Origin of the sequence: Bacillus aquiflavi (genome assembly GCF_019915265.1) — a bacterium.
GTDB lineage: Bacteria > Bacillota > Bacilli > Bacillales > Cytobacillaceae > Bacillus_BT > Bacillus_BT aquiflavi.
On record NZ_CP082780.1, the window covers coordinates 3,662,942 to 3,678,289 of the forward strand.

Sequence of the window (15,348 nt, forward strand, 5' to 3'; positions counted from 1 at the left end):
ATCAAATGGGAAAATATTTTGGTACCGATGGTGTGCGAGGAGTTGCTAACAGTGAGCTAACCCCTGAACTTGCATTTAAAGTTGGAAGATGCGGGGGATATGTACTGACAAAAGATCAAGATCGGCCAAAGGTGATCATTGGTCGAGACACACGTATTTCAGGCCATATGCTCGAAGGAGCCCTTGTAGCTGGATTACTATCCATTGGTGCAGAAGTAATGAGGCTCGGTGTTATTTCGACACCTGGAGTAGCGTATTTAACAAAGGCACTTGGAGCACAGGCAGGTGTTATGATCTCTGCATCTCATAATCCAGTTGCTGATAACGGTATTAAATTTTTTGGCCCAGACGGATTTAAGCTATCTGATGAACAAGAAGAAGAAATTGAGCAATTAATGGACGGTGATGATCAGCTTCCGAGACCAATTGGAGCAGAAGTTGGACAAGTAAATGATTATTTTGAAGGTGGTCAAAAATATATCCAATTTTTAAAGCAAACTGTAGATGAAGATTTTTCAGGTATACATGTAGCCTTAGATTGTGCTCACGGAGCTACTTCGTCATTAGCACCTCACCTGTTTGCAGATCTTGAGGCGGATTTATCGACGATGGGTACCTCACCAAATGGCTTGAATATTAATGATGGTGTCGGCTCAACCCATCCTGAGGCGCTTGCCGAATTTGTTAAGGAAAAAGGAGCAGATGTAGGTTTAGCATTTGATGGTGATGGCGACCGATTAATAGCAATTGATGAAAAAGGTGAAATTGTTGATGGCGACCAAATTATGGCCATTTGTGGAAAGTATTTAAAAAAGCAAGGACGCTTAAAGCATTCAACAGTTGTATCAACTGTTATGAGTAATCTTGGTTTTTATAAAGCTTTGGAGGAAAATGAAATAAAAAGCGTGCAAACGGCTGTAGGGGATCGCTATGTTGTTGAAGAGATGAAAAAGAATGGCTATAATCTGGGCGGGGAACAATCGGGACATATTTTTTTTTTAGATTATAATACGACAGGGGATGGATTATTAACAGGGATACAGCTTGTTAATATTATGAAAGTAACAGAGAAATCCCTTTCCGAGTTAGCAAGTGAAATGAAAAAGTTTCCGCAAAAATTAGTAAATATCCAAGTTAATGATAAAAATAAAGTAATGGAAAATGATAAAATAAAAGGAATCATTGAGAAAGTTGAAGCAGAAATGAACGGAAACGGTCGTATTTTAGTCCGCCCATCTGGAACTGAGCCGCTTGTTCGTGTTATGGCTGAAGCTCCTACAATAGAACTATGTGATTCATACATAGAACAAATTGTTACCGTAGTTGAACAGGAGATGGGGTTAAAAGAGGAATAAAGAAATATGCATGTAGGGCTTTCATGTTCTGCATGCATATTTTTTTGCAAAATATGACGATTTCCTAGGAAATAGTTGAAAAAGGTATGTTAATTTTAATCGAATTTTAAACATATTAGCTGTAATTTGCAATATATATGTCGGAAAATATTGTATGATCAAAGAGATGTTACAATCTTTTAGGAGGAACAAGGAAAATGGTCAAGACAATGAACATACATGCTAAAGAAGGGGATAAAGTCGTTTTCGCTTATCCTAATAACGGTTTGAATAGTGATAAAGAAAAGGCAGCGAAATATTTACAATTGTACAAGGAATATACAGTAGATTCCACAGTCGTTCGCTCATCATCGACTGATGTTTATTTAAAAGAAATTCCTGATGTTCATTTTAATTCTGTACACTTTATCGATAAGTTTTAACACCTATTGAATAAAATTGCCTCACTAGGAAAAAGTAATAACGTATTATTTCAAGGAGGTCAATTTTTATGTCATTAATACCATATGAACCATTCAGACAGCTAGAAAATATTAGAAGAGAGTTTGATCGTGTTTTCACGGATTTTCCGGCATTTGGCACAGAGCAAAATTTAGGTGGAATTAAAGTCGATATACATGAAACTGAAAATGAAATTATCGCCATTTGTGATCTTCCTGGTCTTGAAAATAAGGAAGATGTAGATATTAGTATTGAAAATAATCTTCTTTCGATTAGCGGGACGATAAATAGAACAAATGAATTAAAAAAAAAAATATGTATCGAAAAGAGCGCTTTTTTGGACGGTTTCATCGCGCAATATCACTTCCGTCTCCTGTCTCTAATGAAGGAATAAAAGCTACATATAAAAATGGAGTTCTAGAAATAACGATGCCAAAAGCAATACAAGATGAAAAAAAGAAGATTGACATTGAGTTTCATTAAGAAGAATTGAAAACCTTTAGAGGGCTAAGGTGTAAAAAAATAGAACTTTAAAAGGAAAGCAATAAAGTCTGATTTTACACCACATTTACGTCGGATTAATATAAGGCAAATATTTAAAGTGTATGATTGAAATTAATAAGGGAAGAGAATTGGAGAACCCTAAAAAAATCAGTGATAGAAACTAGCAAAGGAAAGTAAGCCTTAGCTAGCTTCAATGCGCACGATTTTTTTAGGGTTCTTTTCATTTCTAAAGCAATGGAGGAAAAGAAGTGCTTAGTTATGAGACGTATATTTTTGATATTGATGGAACACTTCTTCAAGGAAGTGAGGCGTTACCAGGGGCAATTCAGCTGCTCCAATTATTAAGAACTAACGAGAAAAAGATTTTATTTGTCACAAATACTCCAGTAGCTACAAATGCTGCGGTGGCAAAGCGACTTCATCAAGTGGGAATTGATGTAAAAGAAAAAGAGGTGATCACTCCAATTCAAGGATTACAAGCTTTTCTTTGTAAGGAAAAAAGTGTGCGCACGATTCTTGGATTAATTGATCAATATGTTCGTCAGGAAATTGCTGCATCTGGATGGGATATTTGCGGGGCTCATGAGCAAATTTCTTCTTGCAGTCACGTTCTGCTAGGGATGCATAATGAATTGACATATAACGATTTAACAATTGGTTTACGGATGATTGATAAGGGGGCAAAGATCGTACTTTTGAATGGTGACTTGTACTGTCCGATTGAAAATGGACGTATTCCTGACACAGGTGCAATTAGTGCTGTCTTTGAAGCTTGCTCTTGTATAAAACCAATATCTGTAGGAAAGCCCTCTGTATGGCTGCAATATGTCGTAAAGGAAAAATGTGAAAGTAAAAGTAGTCACTGTCTGTTTATCGGTGATTCTCCAATATCCGATCTTGCAATGGGGCATGCCCTCGGAATGGATACAGTTCTGTTAAAAACGGGTGTGACTAAATATGATGATAAAAAAATCGCTGCAAATTCAACTTACGAATTTTCATCTTTAACAGCTCTGTTGCAAGCGATATAAGGGGAGGAGAAAAGACGATGATTCAAAAAAAGGAAATAATCGCTTCTGTTCATGACGAAATTGCCCTTGAACGAGTACTGAAAAATAACGAAGTCGATACTGTATTTTTAATGAGCGGTGATTTACTATCTTCAAAAGATCAAGTTCAAAAATTGCAAGGGAAAGGAAAGAAAGTATTTTTACATATCGATTTTATGCAAGGATTGCAAACAGATTCGAAGGGGGTGAAATATGTTGCGGAAATCTTAAAGCCAAATGGAATTATTTCAACGAAAGGTTACATTGTTCAAGAGGCAAAAAAGCATGAGCTATTAACAATTCAGCGTATTTTCCTTATTGATACAGCAGCATTTCATAATGGGATTGCCCATATTCGTTCTAGTAAACCACATGCAGTAGAAGTAATGCCCGGCTTAATGCCGAAAATGATTAAGAGATTAACAGAAAATCTTTCGCAGCCAGTGATTGCCGGGGGATTAATTCGGACATTTGAAGAAATCTCAGCTGCTTTTGCCGGGGGAGCCTCGGCAGTATCGTTAAGCTGTCCTGAGTACTGGTCAAAAAATGAGGAGGAAGGAAAATGAAAAAAGCTGCACTTATGTTGATAACCATTATTCTAGGTATTTCAATGATGGCTGGTTGTTCTAGCAAAGAAACTGCTACAAATGAAGGCGATGGAAAACCGATTGAGCTAACGTGGTATTTCCCAGTTGCTGTTGGTGGACCTGTAACGAAACTGATTGAAAAGTTGGCTGATGATTTTAACAAAGAACACCCCAATATTATCGTAAAGCCTGTATATACAGGAACATATGAGGAAACGATGACAAAAGTACAAACAGCTATTCAAGGAAAAGATTCACCAGACTTGGCTGTACTGCTTTCAACTGATCTTTATACGTTAATCGATATGGATGCAATTATACCGATGGATGAGTTGAAAAAAAAAAGATAAAGCGGGAGAAATGTTAGCCGGTTTTTATCCAGCATTTATGGAAAATTCAGAAACTGAGGGAAATACATGGTCAATTCCTTTTCAAAGAAGCACAATTGTTCTTTATTACAATAAAGATGCATTTAAAGAAGCAGGGCTTGATCCAGAAAAGCCGCCAACAAATTGGGATGAGTTAGCTGAATATGCAACAAAGTTAAACAAACCAGGAAGTCAATGGGGAGTTGAAATTCCTACATCAGGCTTTCCGTACTGGATGTTTCAAGCCTTCGCCTTACAAAATGGAAAAAATTTAATGAACGATGATGGAACAAAAGTATATTTTAATACGAAAGAAAATGTAGAGGCTCTTCAATACTGGGTAGATTTAGCGAAAAATCATAAAGTGATGCCTGAAGGAGTGATCGACTGGGCAACAGCTCCTTCTGATTTTATCGAAGGAAAAACAGCTATGCTTTACCATACAACAGGAAATTTAACGAATATTAAAGAAAATGCCAAATTTAACTTTGGAGTAGCGTTTATGCCGGCAAATAAGCAATTTGGAAGTCCAACCGGTGGAGGAAACTTCTATGTGTTTAAAGGAATTTCTGAAGAAAAGCAAGCAGCAGCATGGAAATTTATTCGGTGGGCAACGGAGTCAGAGCGGGCAGCACAATGGAGTATAGATACTGGTTATGTAGCAACGAGAAAATCCGCTTATGAAACGGATTTAATGAAGGAGTATACAAACTCTTTCCCACAAGCGACAGTAGCAAGAGACCAGCTTGAGCATGCTTCTGCTGAGTTATCAACCCATAATAATGGAAAGGTGTATAAAGCAATTAATGATGCAATTCAAGCAGTCGTAACTGGACAGGAAGAACCAGAAGAGGCTTTAAAGAAAGCCCAGAAAGAAGCTGAACAGATTTTAGCTCCATTTAACAAATAAAAAAAAAAGGGTGGTTCGCATGAGAGGAATGAAGCCGAATTATCAAATAACCCCTTGGCTTCTTCTCCTTCCATCCCTTATTTTTATCATCATATTTACATTTTATCCAATTTTAAAAACGATTTACTTAAGCTTGTTTCAAGCAGATTTAACTACACCTGAGCCATACTTCGTTGGATTGGATAATTTTTCGCGTATGATGGAAGATAAGGTATTTTGGAAGGCTTTGAAAAATAATATTCTGTTTGCTGCGGGGACAGTACCGCTTAGTATGGCACTCGGATTAGCAATGGCTCTTTTAGTAAATCGAGCACTAAAAGGAAGCGGGCTTGTGAAAACATTATTATTTTATCCCGTAGTCATTCCAATGATTGCTGCAGCAAACATCTGGTTATTTATTTATACTCCTGAATACGGCATGCTCAATCAAATTCTTTCTTTGTTTGGTGCTGGAAGCATCAATGTATTGGGACATACAGAAACAGTTCTTCCGGCAATGATTTTTATGGTCGTCTGGAAGGAAGCAGGTTTTTTTATGGTGTTTTATTTAGCTGGATTGCAAAATATTTCAAAAGAATTATATGAAGCTTCTATTATTGACGGTGCCTCTAAGTGGCAGCAATTTTGGAAAGTAACTTTTCCACTCTTAATGCCAACGACGTTATTTATTTTTATCATTGCGACAACAAATGCATTTAAGCTTGTAGATCATTTAGTCGTCATGACACAAGGCGGACCAGATAATGCAAGCAATCTCTTATTCTATTATATTTACGAAAATGCTTTTAAGTTTTTAGACTATGGAATGGCGTCAACGCTAACAATTGTTATGCTCGTTGTTATGTTGGTAATCGCAGCGGTCCAATTTTTCACGGTCAATAAAAAAATTCACTACAATTAGGAGAAGTGTAAAAATGAATCGGTTATTAAATATATCAACATATGTGCTTGCGATCCTTTGGGCATTTCCGCTTTTTTGGCTTGTTATCACAGCGTTTAAGCCAGGGGATCAAGCGTTAGAGCTGTTTTCCTTTTCTTTTTCACTTAATAATTTCATTAGTGCATGGAATAGTGCTCCTTTTCTTCAATATTATTTAAATACATTCATCATTGTCACTGTTGTTTTAGTTGTTCAATTAATGACAGCAACATTAGCGGCTTATGCCTTTGCTAGACTATCCTTTAAGGGGAAAAATGCTATATTTATACTATTTCTTGTGCAAATTATGATCCCAGTTGATTTATTGATTTTTCCGAATTATGGTATTCTATCGGATTTGCATTTAGTAGATTCAAAGCTAGGTATGATGCTTCCTTATTTTGCGTCAGCATTTGGGATTTTTCTATTAAGGCAAATTTTTAAAAGTATTCCGTATGAGCTTGAAGAAGCGGCCAGAATGGACGGTTGTAACCTTTTACAAATTATTTGGCACGTCTATGTTCCTCTGGCTAAACCGACTTATATCGCCTTTGGTTTAAAATCTGTCAGCCATCAATGGAGTAATTTTCTTTGGCCGCTCGTCGTGACAAATTCAGTTGAAAATCGGCCGCTTACAGTGGGCTTGTCGATCTTTGCAAAGTCGTTTGAAACGGGTGCTCAATGGGGAGAAGTAAGTGCAGCAACGCTTTTTGTTATTTTTCCGTTATTACTTGCTTTCTTCATCTTTCAAAAACAATTTGTTGAAAGTTTTATGCATACAGGGATTAAATAAGGCGATACAATCCTCCAACACTTGACAGCGAAGGAGGGACGATATATAGTTAAGTTAACTAAACTAAACTTATAGAAAAAGGGGGGATCTTCATGAATGAATACCTTCAAGTGATTGATAAAATAAATCAAGTGTATGAAGAATTTAAAATGTTAGTGATCGAAGAAGTGACTGTATTAGAACGTCTGCAAAACTTCAAGTTAACACCACAACAAGAATTAATCATGTTTTATATTATTCGCAATAACCCAGTTATCGCTAACGATATCGCTTCACACTTAAATGTGTAAAAAAGTGCTGTTAGCCAAGTACTCACAAAATTAGAAAGTGAAAAAATGATTAAACGGCAGGCGAATATAAAAAATCGAAGAGAATTGTTGATCACTCTCGGAGAACGAGGGCGTAAATATGCCGAATTATTATACGTAATTGATGAGCAGTTAGTGAAAAAATACTATTCAAAAGTTGAGTTAAAAGATTTACAGCATGTATTAACTACTTTAACAAAATTAGTTGAATCTGTTAAAAACGAAAACTGAGAAAGAAGGGTTATAGATGAAAAAAGAATTAAGGCGTTTGAAAGAGCATTTTTTTTATAAGGATCCAGAAGCGGAAACGGATCGACCAATTGTTGCTGCTATATGTGGAAAGCATCAAACGTTAATTGTAGATGCAGGAAATTCACCTCAACATGCTGAGGGCTTTTTAAAAGAATTAGCAAAAGAGCACGTGGCTAACATCCATATGCTTGTGCTTACACATTGGCATTGGGATCATTCATTTGGGGCAAAGCAACTAAATATTCCCGCAATTGCTCACGAGGAAACAAAGAATGCACTAGAAAGGCTGATTCCGCTCAAGTGGTCTAATGAGGAGTTAGATCAACGCGTAGCAGAAGGCACTGAAAGTTCTTTCTGTGCAGAAATGATCAAAAAGGAATACGGAGACAATCGGAATATCACGATTATCCCTCCAAATATTACTTTTAAAAAAGCATTGGAAGTCGACTTAGGGGAAATCACTTGTATAATCGAACACGTTGGCGGAGACCATTCCCATGATTCTTCTGTCGTTTTTGTAAAGGAAGAAAAAGTACTGTTTTTAGGGGATTGCTTATATCCCGACATGTATAGCGAGAAATGGAATTATACTGTTGATCGGATAGAGGCGCTTCTCGATAAACTAGAAAATTATGACGCCGATACGTATGTAATGTCCCATCAATTCCCGCTATCTAAAGAAGAATTTTTACATTACGCTAATTTATTGAGGCATCTTGCAAACTTAACAGTAGCCACGAAAGGCGACAAGGAAGAAATGATCACCACACTTTCAATACAATTAGGCCGGGATTTACAAGAGATCGAACTCCTCGCGCTCACTTATTTTGTTAACGGAGTTCATTCTACCCAGGTTCCTGTCTCAAAATAACACTTTAAAAGAAGCTAGAACCGATATGGAGACTAGCTTCTTTTAGTATTTTTTGAGGCGGAATGCATGAGCGGTTTGAAGATTCATGAATATAACATTTTGTTTAATAACTGTTAAAGTGAGGACGTTTTTTGTAGAATGATAATGAGGATTTTTACTCATCCTTTTCAATTATTGAAAAAGTAAAGTAGGTGGGACAATGACCAATCCTGTTTCTCGAACGATTAATAGAAGGGATCGGCTATTCGAATTATTAACAACTCTACTAGAGAGTACAAGTGAGGTTAGTCTAGTTAAACTAGCAAAAACACATCAAGTTTCGATAGATACGATTCGCCGAGATTTAATGATGCTTGACAATTTAATTTGTAAGGAACGTCAGTATTTTGAAATTCATTGGGGAAAAGTTTACGTTTATTTTCAAGAAAACATAGCACCGATTAAAGAAGACTTACAAATGTATCTAATATTGGCCCTTAAACAAATGGAGTATTTTGCAAATGATAAATCTGGTGATGCTGTTTATAAGAAATTAATCCGTTTTACTGAAAAAAGTATGAATGAACTTGATCAAGAAAGATTCCATAATTATATGGCACATATACATATTTCTAATTATGCCTATCCAATTAATCGTAACTCTTTTTATGAACAAGTAACATTAGTGTTAAAGGCTATTTCTAAAGGCAATTTTATTTCTGTTAATAAAGGTGTGTATACTCGTTATCTAGATCCTTTTGGGATTTATTTTGCAAAAGGAGCATTTTACTTGCTTGCAGAAGAGTATGAACTGATCTCAAATGGAAATAGGCGTATTCCAGCCAAGAAGAAGGAATTAAGGCATTTTCGTTTTGATCGTTTATCAAAGTGGAAGGAACAGGAGTACGAATCACCAATAAATTCTTCAAAAAAAAGTGCTTTGTCAAAAAAATATCTTCATGCCATGTGGGAAGCGGAAGGACCTCAAAAGGAACCATTTACTCTAGAATTAGCTGTATTTGACAAAAAAGTGTGGAATAGAATAAAGGAAAGACAATGGACAGAAAAGCAAACATTTATAGATAACGAAGGCGCCGAAGTTGGGCGACTTTTTTTTGATAGTATTACGAGTGAACAAGAAATAACAAAATGGATACTAGGTTGGGGAAGTGCAGTACAAGTAATCAAACCAATTTGGTTAAAGGAAGCGATTCAAAAAGAAATAAAAAACATGTTAAAAAGATATTAAGTTAAAAATATTGCAATTATAGATTGCAATATTTTTTGTTTATACACGATTGGTTTCGTGTAAGAATTATACTAAGGTAGTAGATGAGGTCATATTTTACTGTTGAAAGGATGATGGATTATAGTAAGAGATCATTTGTAAAAATTAATTATGCATTATATTAGTATATGTTAAGGTTTGTGAACATGTCAATCGAAAATTTAAGACTAAATTGTAAGATCGAAAAATTGAACGAGTTAATTTGAAAGTAGTACATTATTTTCTTTCGATCAATTAGGAGGACAAGATGGGAAAGATAATTAAATCGAGGAAGATGTGGAAGATTATCGGAGTTGTGATTATTTTAATGATGTCTTACGGTCTTGGCAATAGCACAGCAAGCGTGCAATTAAAAGAGGAAAAGCTAAAATATAATGAAATCCAATCTGAAATTTCAAATGTAGAGGAAAAGTTAATGGATTCACAAGATAAACTTGAGAATATAAATGCTGAATTGACGAGTAAAAAATCTGAAGCGAAAGAGGCTATTGCTGCAATTAATAGTAAGGATCAAATTGCCGATCAAATTAACAAGCTATCAAAAGAATTGAGTGAAAAGCAAGGTCAAATTGAAAACTTAGACGCAAATATAAAAGAGAAACAGTCTGAACTTGAGAAATTAACAAGCGGTGTGACAGCTAAGGAAGAAGAGCCTAGAACATTTAGTGCCGGTCAATACATTGTTGGAAAGGATTTTCCAGAAGGGCGATATAAAGCGGTTCCTGTTGGTGAAGGGAGCAACTTTCAAGTGTTCAATGGAAGCTCAGGTATAGCAACTGTTAATACTATTTTAGGATCCGGAAGATATTCAGAAAAAGAATATGTTTTCTTTACTTCCAATGGAGATATTATGGAAACTCAAGCAACTGTTCAACTAATTCCTATAGAATAGTTTTTAGCAAAAGGAAATGATTTTGTAATAAGTATAAGTGGTAGATAAATAAAAATATTGCAATTATTAACTGAATATTCGGATATATATGTTAATTAACTTTTAATTCATTTTTAAAGTGTTTAAAACAAAATAAAAGATAATAATTGCTAACATAGAATGCAAATATTTTTTTATTAAAACGGTTGACCACTATTTGGAAACGTAATAATATTAAGGTGTGGAATCCAAATTATTACTGAAAGGAAGGTGTCATCAATGCGATGAACGACAAATTTTCTTTTTTAAATCAATTGCTCTTTCAGTTTCGCCATAGTGAATTAAGTGAAAGAGTCGCAAAAGAACATGATTATCCAGAAGCAAAAAGCCATCTCGTTGATCAGCTTATGAGGGAACATATTGAGAGTGGTATCTTTGCTTTAAAAAGTTTTATTAGCTTTTTGGATATATCTCAAGTACCAGTTGAACAAGACCACATTGAATATGCTTGTCTGGCTTATGTTCTCCATGATATTCATAAAGTGGAAGAATCAAAAGGAGGAAGTGTCTATGCGCAATCACTAGACGAATTTGACCATTGGCGAGAACAATTACAGCAAAAAAAACTAAAAATTCCTTCTGCATTTTTACGTCTCGCCGGTGTGTCACGTTTTTCAGGGAAGTATGGTGATTTTTCAGTATTACCACCTGGGATTGATTGGAATTACATACGCTCTCTGGTTAAAATGATGGATCGGGCTGCTTCAATAATATCAATTCGGGAGTTTCTAGAAGGTAAAGGATTATCCTCATTACGTCAGTCACTAATGGAGTTGTTTCCTCCTTCATTACAACGAAAGCTCTGTCTTGAATATCATTATATTGAGGAAACAAGAGGATTATTAACAAATCGCTTGCATCAAACAGTAACTCAGTTAATGAAAGAATCCGGGTACTATCCATGGCTCTTTTTTTCAGATGGAACCCTGTATATTAAAATAAATCAAGAAGCTGAAAAAACAATTCCTAACAAAGAATTATGGATTAATGAGTTGGTGTCTGTTTTTTATAAAGAATTAGCTGAACAACAGAATATAAATGAAGAGGTATTGCTTGATCGATCAACATTGCAGCTTCAAACATACGGCTATCTGATTTTGTCATCTACAGATCGATTATTAAAAACGTTAAATAAATTATTTGTAAAGCCATCTAATTCAGTTAAGAAATTTCCTGAAGATAAATTCAGCTTATCGCAATTAAAAAAATACAATTGTCAGACAGTCGATGAACTTTTCAAGAAAATGCTCGGGGAAATTCCCGAATTAACATCAGACTTTCGTGAAAAATGGTTTTATCACGCCAGACTGTTTAAGGTGTTATTAAATGTCATTCGACAACTTGACGATAAAAACCATAAGGAAGCGTACTTCATTTTAGCTGATGCCTTGAATTGTCAGGCAGCAAACGATATTTATTCAAACATTCAAAACATATCAATCAGCCGTCGGTTTGATGATACGATTTGGTTATCCTATTACTATTTAATATCGGTAAAAGTGAATGATAGATCAGCAAGAGAATTACCTCTGTTTGATTTATATGAATTTACAATAATTCGTTTAAAAGATAGATTAGCCCAATTAATTAGCCGTGAAAAAGTGAATAGTTTTGTAGAAGAAAAATTAAAAATTTCAGATGATTTAAAAAAATATATCAACGAACAGCTTGTATTTAGTAGTGATAAACAACGCTCATTTGCATTACTGAACAAAAAGGAGCTATTGAAAAAACGTACAGGAAGTCAAAAGAGGATTTGTAATATTTGCAATAGAGACATTATACCTAAAGCAGAACCTAAGGCGAAAGCTGCAATTATTGATGATGATATCCAAGTGTTTTCGAACAGACTGTTGCCTAAAATTAAAAATGTTAGTGCATTACATTGGTGCCCAGTCTGTCAGCTGGAGTTTATTTTAAGAAAAGTGTTCGCATTTGAACAACCAGGAGAAAGAAGTTATTCAAAAAGGCTTTACTTATATGTATTTCCCACATATCAGTTGACTTCTGATCGCTTTTTAGAATTAGAGGAAAATATACGACATGATCATTGTTATATAAATGTTCGTTCACTTGGTAAAGATCAAGAAACGTGGCAAAGCGTTTTTTTACAACCGAGCTGGGACGATGAAACAGTACGTGAGTATTTATTAGATCACTTTAATGATAGAGAGAGATTATTAAATGAGCAACTAGAAGAAAATGGACGGTTATATTCCACTGGAGATTTAGTGAAAATGAGTGAACTTTCCAATTATATAATGGTGACTTACGACTGTTATAGTTCTAGTGAATTGCGGACGAAAGAAGAAGTTTGGATGAAAGCAGCAACTTTAGCTTGTTCCCTTAATGTACTATACGGTTTTCGCATATATGTAACAGCGCGACCATTTTTCACAATGTCTAACATTGATGAACTTGTTTATGCTGTCCATCTAGATTCTCCACCGTTAAAAGTTCAGCAGCAATTTCATACTAAGCCTTCTGCACTTGGAGAAGGAATACCTGTTAAATACATACGAGATGCGGTTCAAACAATCGCATCCTTATGGGAAATGAACCAACACTTACATCCGACTGTAAGAGGAAAGTTTATGACAGATAAAGACATATCTAGTTTATTACGATTAGTGCAAATCCACCCTTTACCAGGAGCTCATGTGGTAAAACGAGCATTAAGTGAGAGACATAAAATCCCTGAATTATTAAGAAAAGCTGTTATTTGGTGGTCAAATGAGAAAGGAGAGAAAAAGTGGATGAATTTAGCTCAAGCTATTGCTGAAGCGTCTTTTAAGCTTTATATCCCTAATTCCAAATCTGATGGACGAGCCCATCGTTATGAGAATTTATTTCGAACTGTCATTAAAAGTATTAAGAACGGGGCTGAGTTTGATGAAATATGTGGTACAGTCATTAAACGTCTTGAGCGACTAAAAAAAGATCAAAAACAAGGAAGAATAATGAAATTCTCTAACGAAGATGTTAAAAAACTTGTTGAGGCTATTTATATTGACTTCTATCAAAAAGAATGTAAAGGTAATTTATTTAAATTAAATCAACGTGTAAACCAATTAGCTGATGGGATTTATTTTGTAATGCATGAGCTTGTACAAAATTATTGGAAAAACAAACAGAATGAGGAGTGTGTAATGAATGAAAATAAATGAGTTAAAGTTTTTACCTAAAATTAATGAATATGTTGTTAGTGAAGTTCCGCTTGCTCCGTTAAACCGAAAAATAGGCTTTGTTGTTCTTCGGGAATTAGCCTCAACCGCAGTTTTAACGACAGAAGGACAAACCCTTGATGTAGAAGCAGTGAGAGCTGGGAAAAAATCAAGTGAATTAATGTCAAGGGTTGTGCTACAGAAACGAAAACAGGTAGCTCCAGAAAGACGAACAGGACGAGCTTTTAATCGTCAATATGGATTAGCTGAAGAAAAATGTGAATATATGAAGGGGATGTGTGGTAAATGTCCTGACTGTTTATTATATGGTTTTGCAGCTACAAGTGGAGAAGGCTCACAGCGATCCCGTATACTCACAGATTCTGCTTTTTCTATTCGCAACTATGAACAAATCCAACGGACAATTACATTAAATGCGATAGAAGATACAACAAAGGGTGGTGTATCAGGAAGTGCCTTTGCCGAAAGGGAGCATGTTCGTCCCCAAGTATTTTTCCCGACGATTGAGACTGCAGTTGATGTAACATATGCAGAGTTAATATACATTTTGAATAATATATTAACGACGACACGTTACGGAGCAGAGGCGAATCGTCAAGGCTTCGTTCATAATCATTTAGTAGCTATCGTCTTAAGTAATACGGAGGTTACCTCAAATTTGTCAATTACTCAATCCGTTTTTGATAAATTAGTAGATAAATATGGTGAAGACGTCACTGAACTTCCTCTTGAAAGAGATACTCTACTAAATTTAACCGTTCAGTCTATAAAACAAGCTAGTGAGCAAGTATTTGCGCCAGTAACAATTATAGACGGCGAGGAACTATCTGAAATATTGTCCGAGTTACGTGCATTTCTTAAAGACAATAAGGGGGTACAAGAGTGGCTGAAGCAGCTCAAAAGCGATCACGACGCTTCTCTGAAAAGAAGATCATAGAAAAGAAATATGCATATTTATTAAATATTTATACAGAAGATTATGTCTTTTTTGCTAGTGCAGAAAAGGGTAAAGTAGCAGAGACATTCCCGCTTGTTCATAATTATGCTTTAACTTATGCACTTGGTTTCACAACTGCTCCTTACTATTTTAAAGAACAATTACCGAAGTATGAAGAACAACTCGATTTGTTAAATGAAAAAGGAATATATGTATATCCTGCTTGGCAACAAAAAGGAATGAGACGTTTAATCCAGTACAACACTACAGATGAGGGATATTTGTCTGTTCGGGGACAAAGTATGGGGATTCCCAATTGGGGGTTTATTAAGGCAATCGGGCCAGGATCTCTATTTACGACGATAGTGCTCAGTTCTAGCCCATTGGAATTTCCAACATATATACGTCTAGGAAAATGGATGTCGTTATGTAAAGTCTCAGTTTCTGAGCTAAGTATTCAATCGGCTAATCGGAAAGCCTCAGACATGCTTTTAAATGTCAATGACTTAGTTTCATTACCAAACTACTTTATTTCATTTTATAATATGCTACCTTCAAGATTACTTAAAGGGGCTGAATGGGAGAAAGCTATCGATGGATATGTAGTAGAACTTGATCACTTCTCTTACTTTTGTCCAGAGAGCTGTTATTTTTATCATTAAAGAGAGCCG

General features: G+C 35.4%; 14 protein-coding genes and 2 pseudogenes. All 16 read left to right on the forward strand.

Translation table 11 applies throughout. The annotated features are described in order from the left end of the window. Positions 1-5 precede the first annotated feature (5 nt). The 16 genes and pseudogenes from glmM (at position 6) to cas5d (ending at position 15,339) form a co-directional block, all read left to right on the forward strand. Positions 6-1,355, forward strand: coding sequence for a phosphoglucosamine mutase (glmM, locus tag K6959_RS17840; RefSeq protein WP_223087198.1), 1,350 nt, complete (start codon positions 6-8; stop codon positions 1,353-1,355). Between the two features lie 197 nt (positions 1,356-1,552). Beyond that, positions 1,553-1,777, forward strand: coding sequence for a hypothetical protein (locus tag K6959_RS17845; RefSeq protein ID WP_163242481.1), 225 nt, complete (start codon positions 1,553-1,555; stop codon positions 1,775-1,777). A gap of 68 nt (positions 1,778-1,845) precedes the next feature. Next, a pseudogene (locus K6959_RS17850) lies at positions 1,846-2,279 on the forward strand (Hsp20/alpha crystallin family protein). Positions 2,280-2,548: 269 nt separating this feature from the next. Further along, positions 2,549-3,331, forward strand: a complete 783-nt coding sequence (locus tag K6959_RS17855) for an HAD-IIA family hydrolase (RefSeq protein ID WP_163242479.1) — start codon at positions 2,549-2,551, stop codon at positions 3,329-3,331. 17 nt (positions 3,332-3,348) lie between these two features. Continuing rightward, a complete protein-coding gene (locus tag K6959_RS17860) occupies positions 3,349-3,915 on the forward strand; it encodes a glycerol-3-phosphate responsive antiterminator (protein ID WP_163242478.1) in 567 nt (188 codons plus the stop codon). Continuing rightward, a pseudogene (locus tag K6959_RS17865) lies at positions 3,912-5,214 on the forward strand (ABC transporter substrate-binding protein). The gene K6959_RS17860 and the pseudogene K6959_RS17865 overlap by 4 nt, the downstream one beginning before the upstream one ends. Positions 5,215-5,233: 19 nt before the next feature. After that, on the forward strand, positions 5,234-6,115 hold the full coding sequence (locus K6959_RS17870; protein ID WP_223087200.1) for a carbohydrate ABC transporter permease: 882 nt from the start codon (positions 5,234-5,236) through the stop codon (positions 6,113-6,115). 13 nt (positions 6,116-6,128) lie between these two features. Continuing rightward, positions 6,129-6,926: a carbohydrate ABC transporter permease gene (locus K6959_RS17875; RefSeq protein ID WP_223087202.1), complete on the forward strand. Its 798-nt coding sequence runs from the start codon at positions 6,129-6,131 to the stop codon at positions 6,924-6,926. 92 nt (positions 6,927-7,018) lie between these two features. Further along, the gene (locus K6959_RS19460; protein WP_262421826.1) at positions 7,019-7,216 is read left to right on the forward strand and encodes a hypothetical protein; all 198 of its coding nucleotides are present in this window, start codon (positions 7,019-7,021) and stop codon (positions 7,214-7,216) included. Positions 7,217-7,261: 45 nt separating this feature from the next. Then, positions 7,262-7,465, forward strand: a complete 204-nt coding sequence (locus tag K6959_RS19465) for a hypothetical protein (protein ID WP_262421827.1) — start codon at positions 7,262-7,264, stop codon at positions 7,463-7,465. A 16-nt stretch (positions 7,466-7,481) separates the two neighbouring features. Further along, a complete protein-coding gene (locus tag K6959_RS17885) occupies positions 7,482-8,357 on the forward strand; it encodes an MBL fold metallo-hydrolase (protein WP_223087203.1) in 876 nt (291 codons plus the stop codon). A 199-nt stretch (positions 8,358-8,556) separates the two neighbouring features. Then, positions 8,557-9,585 carry a helix-turn-helix transcriptional regulator gene (locus K6959_RS17890; protein WP_163242472.1) on the forward strand — a complete coding sequence of 343 codons (1,029 nt, stop codon included), beginning with the start codon at positions 8,557-8,559 and terminating at the stop codon, positions 9,583-9,585. Between the two features lie 286 nt (positions 9,586-9,871). Further along, complete coding sequence (locus tag K6959_RS19470; protein ID WP_218943984.1) at positions 9,872-10,516, forward strand: hypothetical protein; 645 nt, start codon at positions 9,872-9,874, stop codon at positions 10,514-10,516. A 263-nt stretch (positions 10,517-10,779) separates the two neighbouring features. Beyond that, a complete protein-coding gene (gene cas10d / locus K6959_RS17900; protein ID WP_223087205.1) occupies positions 10,780-13,722 on the forward strand; it encodes a type I-D CRISPR-associated protein Cas10d/Csc3 in 2,943 nt (980 codons plus the stop codon). Then, positions 13,709-14,677 (forward strand): type I-D CRISPR-associated protein Cas7/Csc2, encoded by a 969-nt coding sequence (cas7d, locus tag K6959_RS17905; RefSeq protein ID WP_223087207.1) that lies wholly within the window; start codon positions 13,709-13,711, stop codon positions 14,675-14,677. The genes cas10d and cas7d overlap by 14 nt, the downstream gene beginning before the upstream one ends. Continuing rightward, positions 14,623-15,339 carry a type I-D CRISPR-associated protein Cas5/Csc1 gene (gene cas5d / locus K6959_RS17910; RefSeq protein ID WP_223087208.1) on the forward strand — a complete coding sequence of 239 codons (717 nt, stop codon included), beginning with the start codon at positions 14,623-14,625 and terminating at the stop codon, positions 15,337-15,339. The genes cas7d and cas5d overlap by 55 nt, the downstream gene beginning before the upstream one ends. The last annotated feature ends 9 nt before the right edge of the window (positions 15,340-15,348 follow it).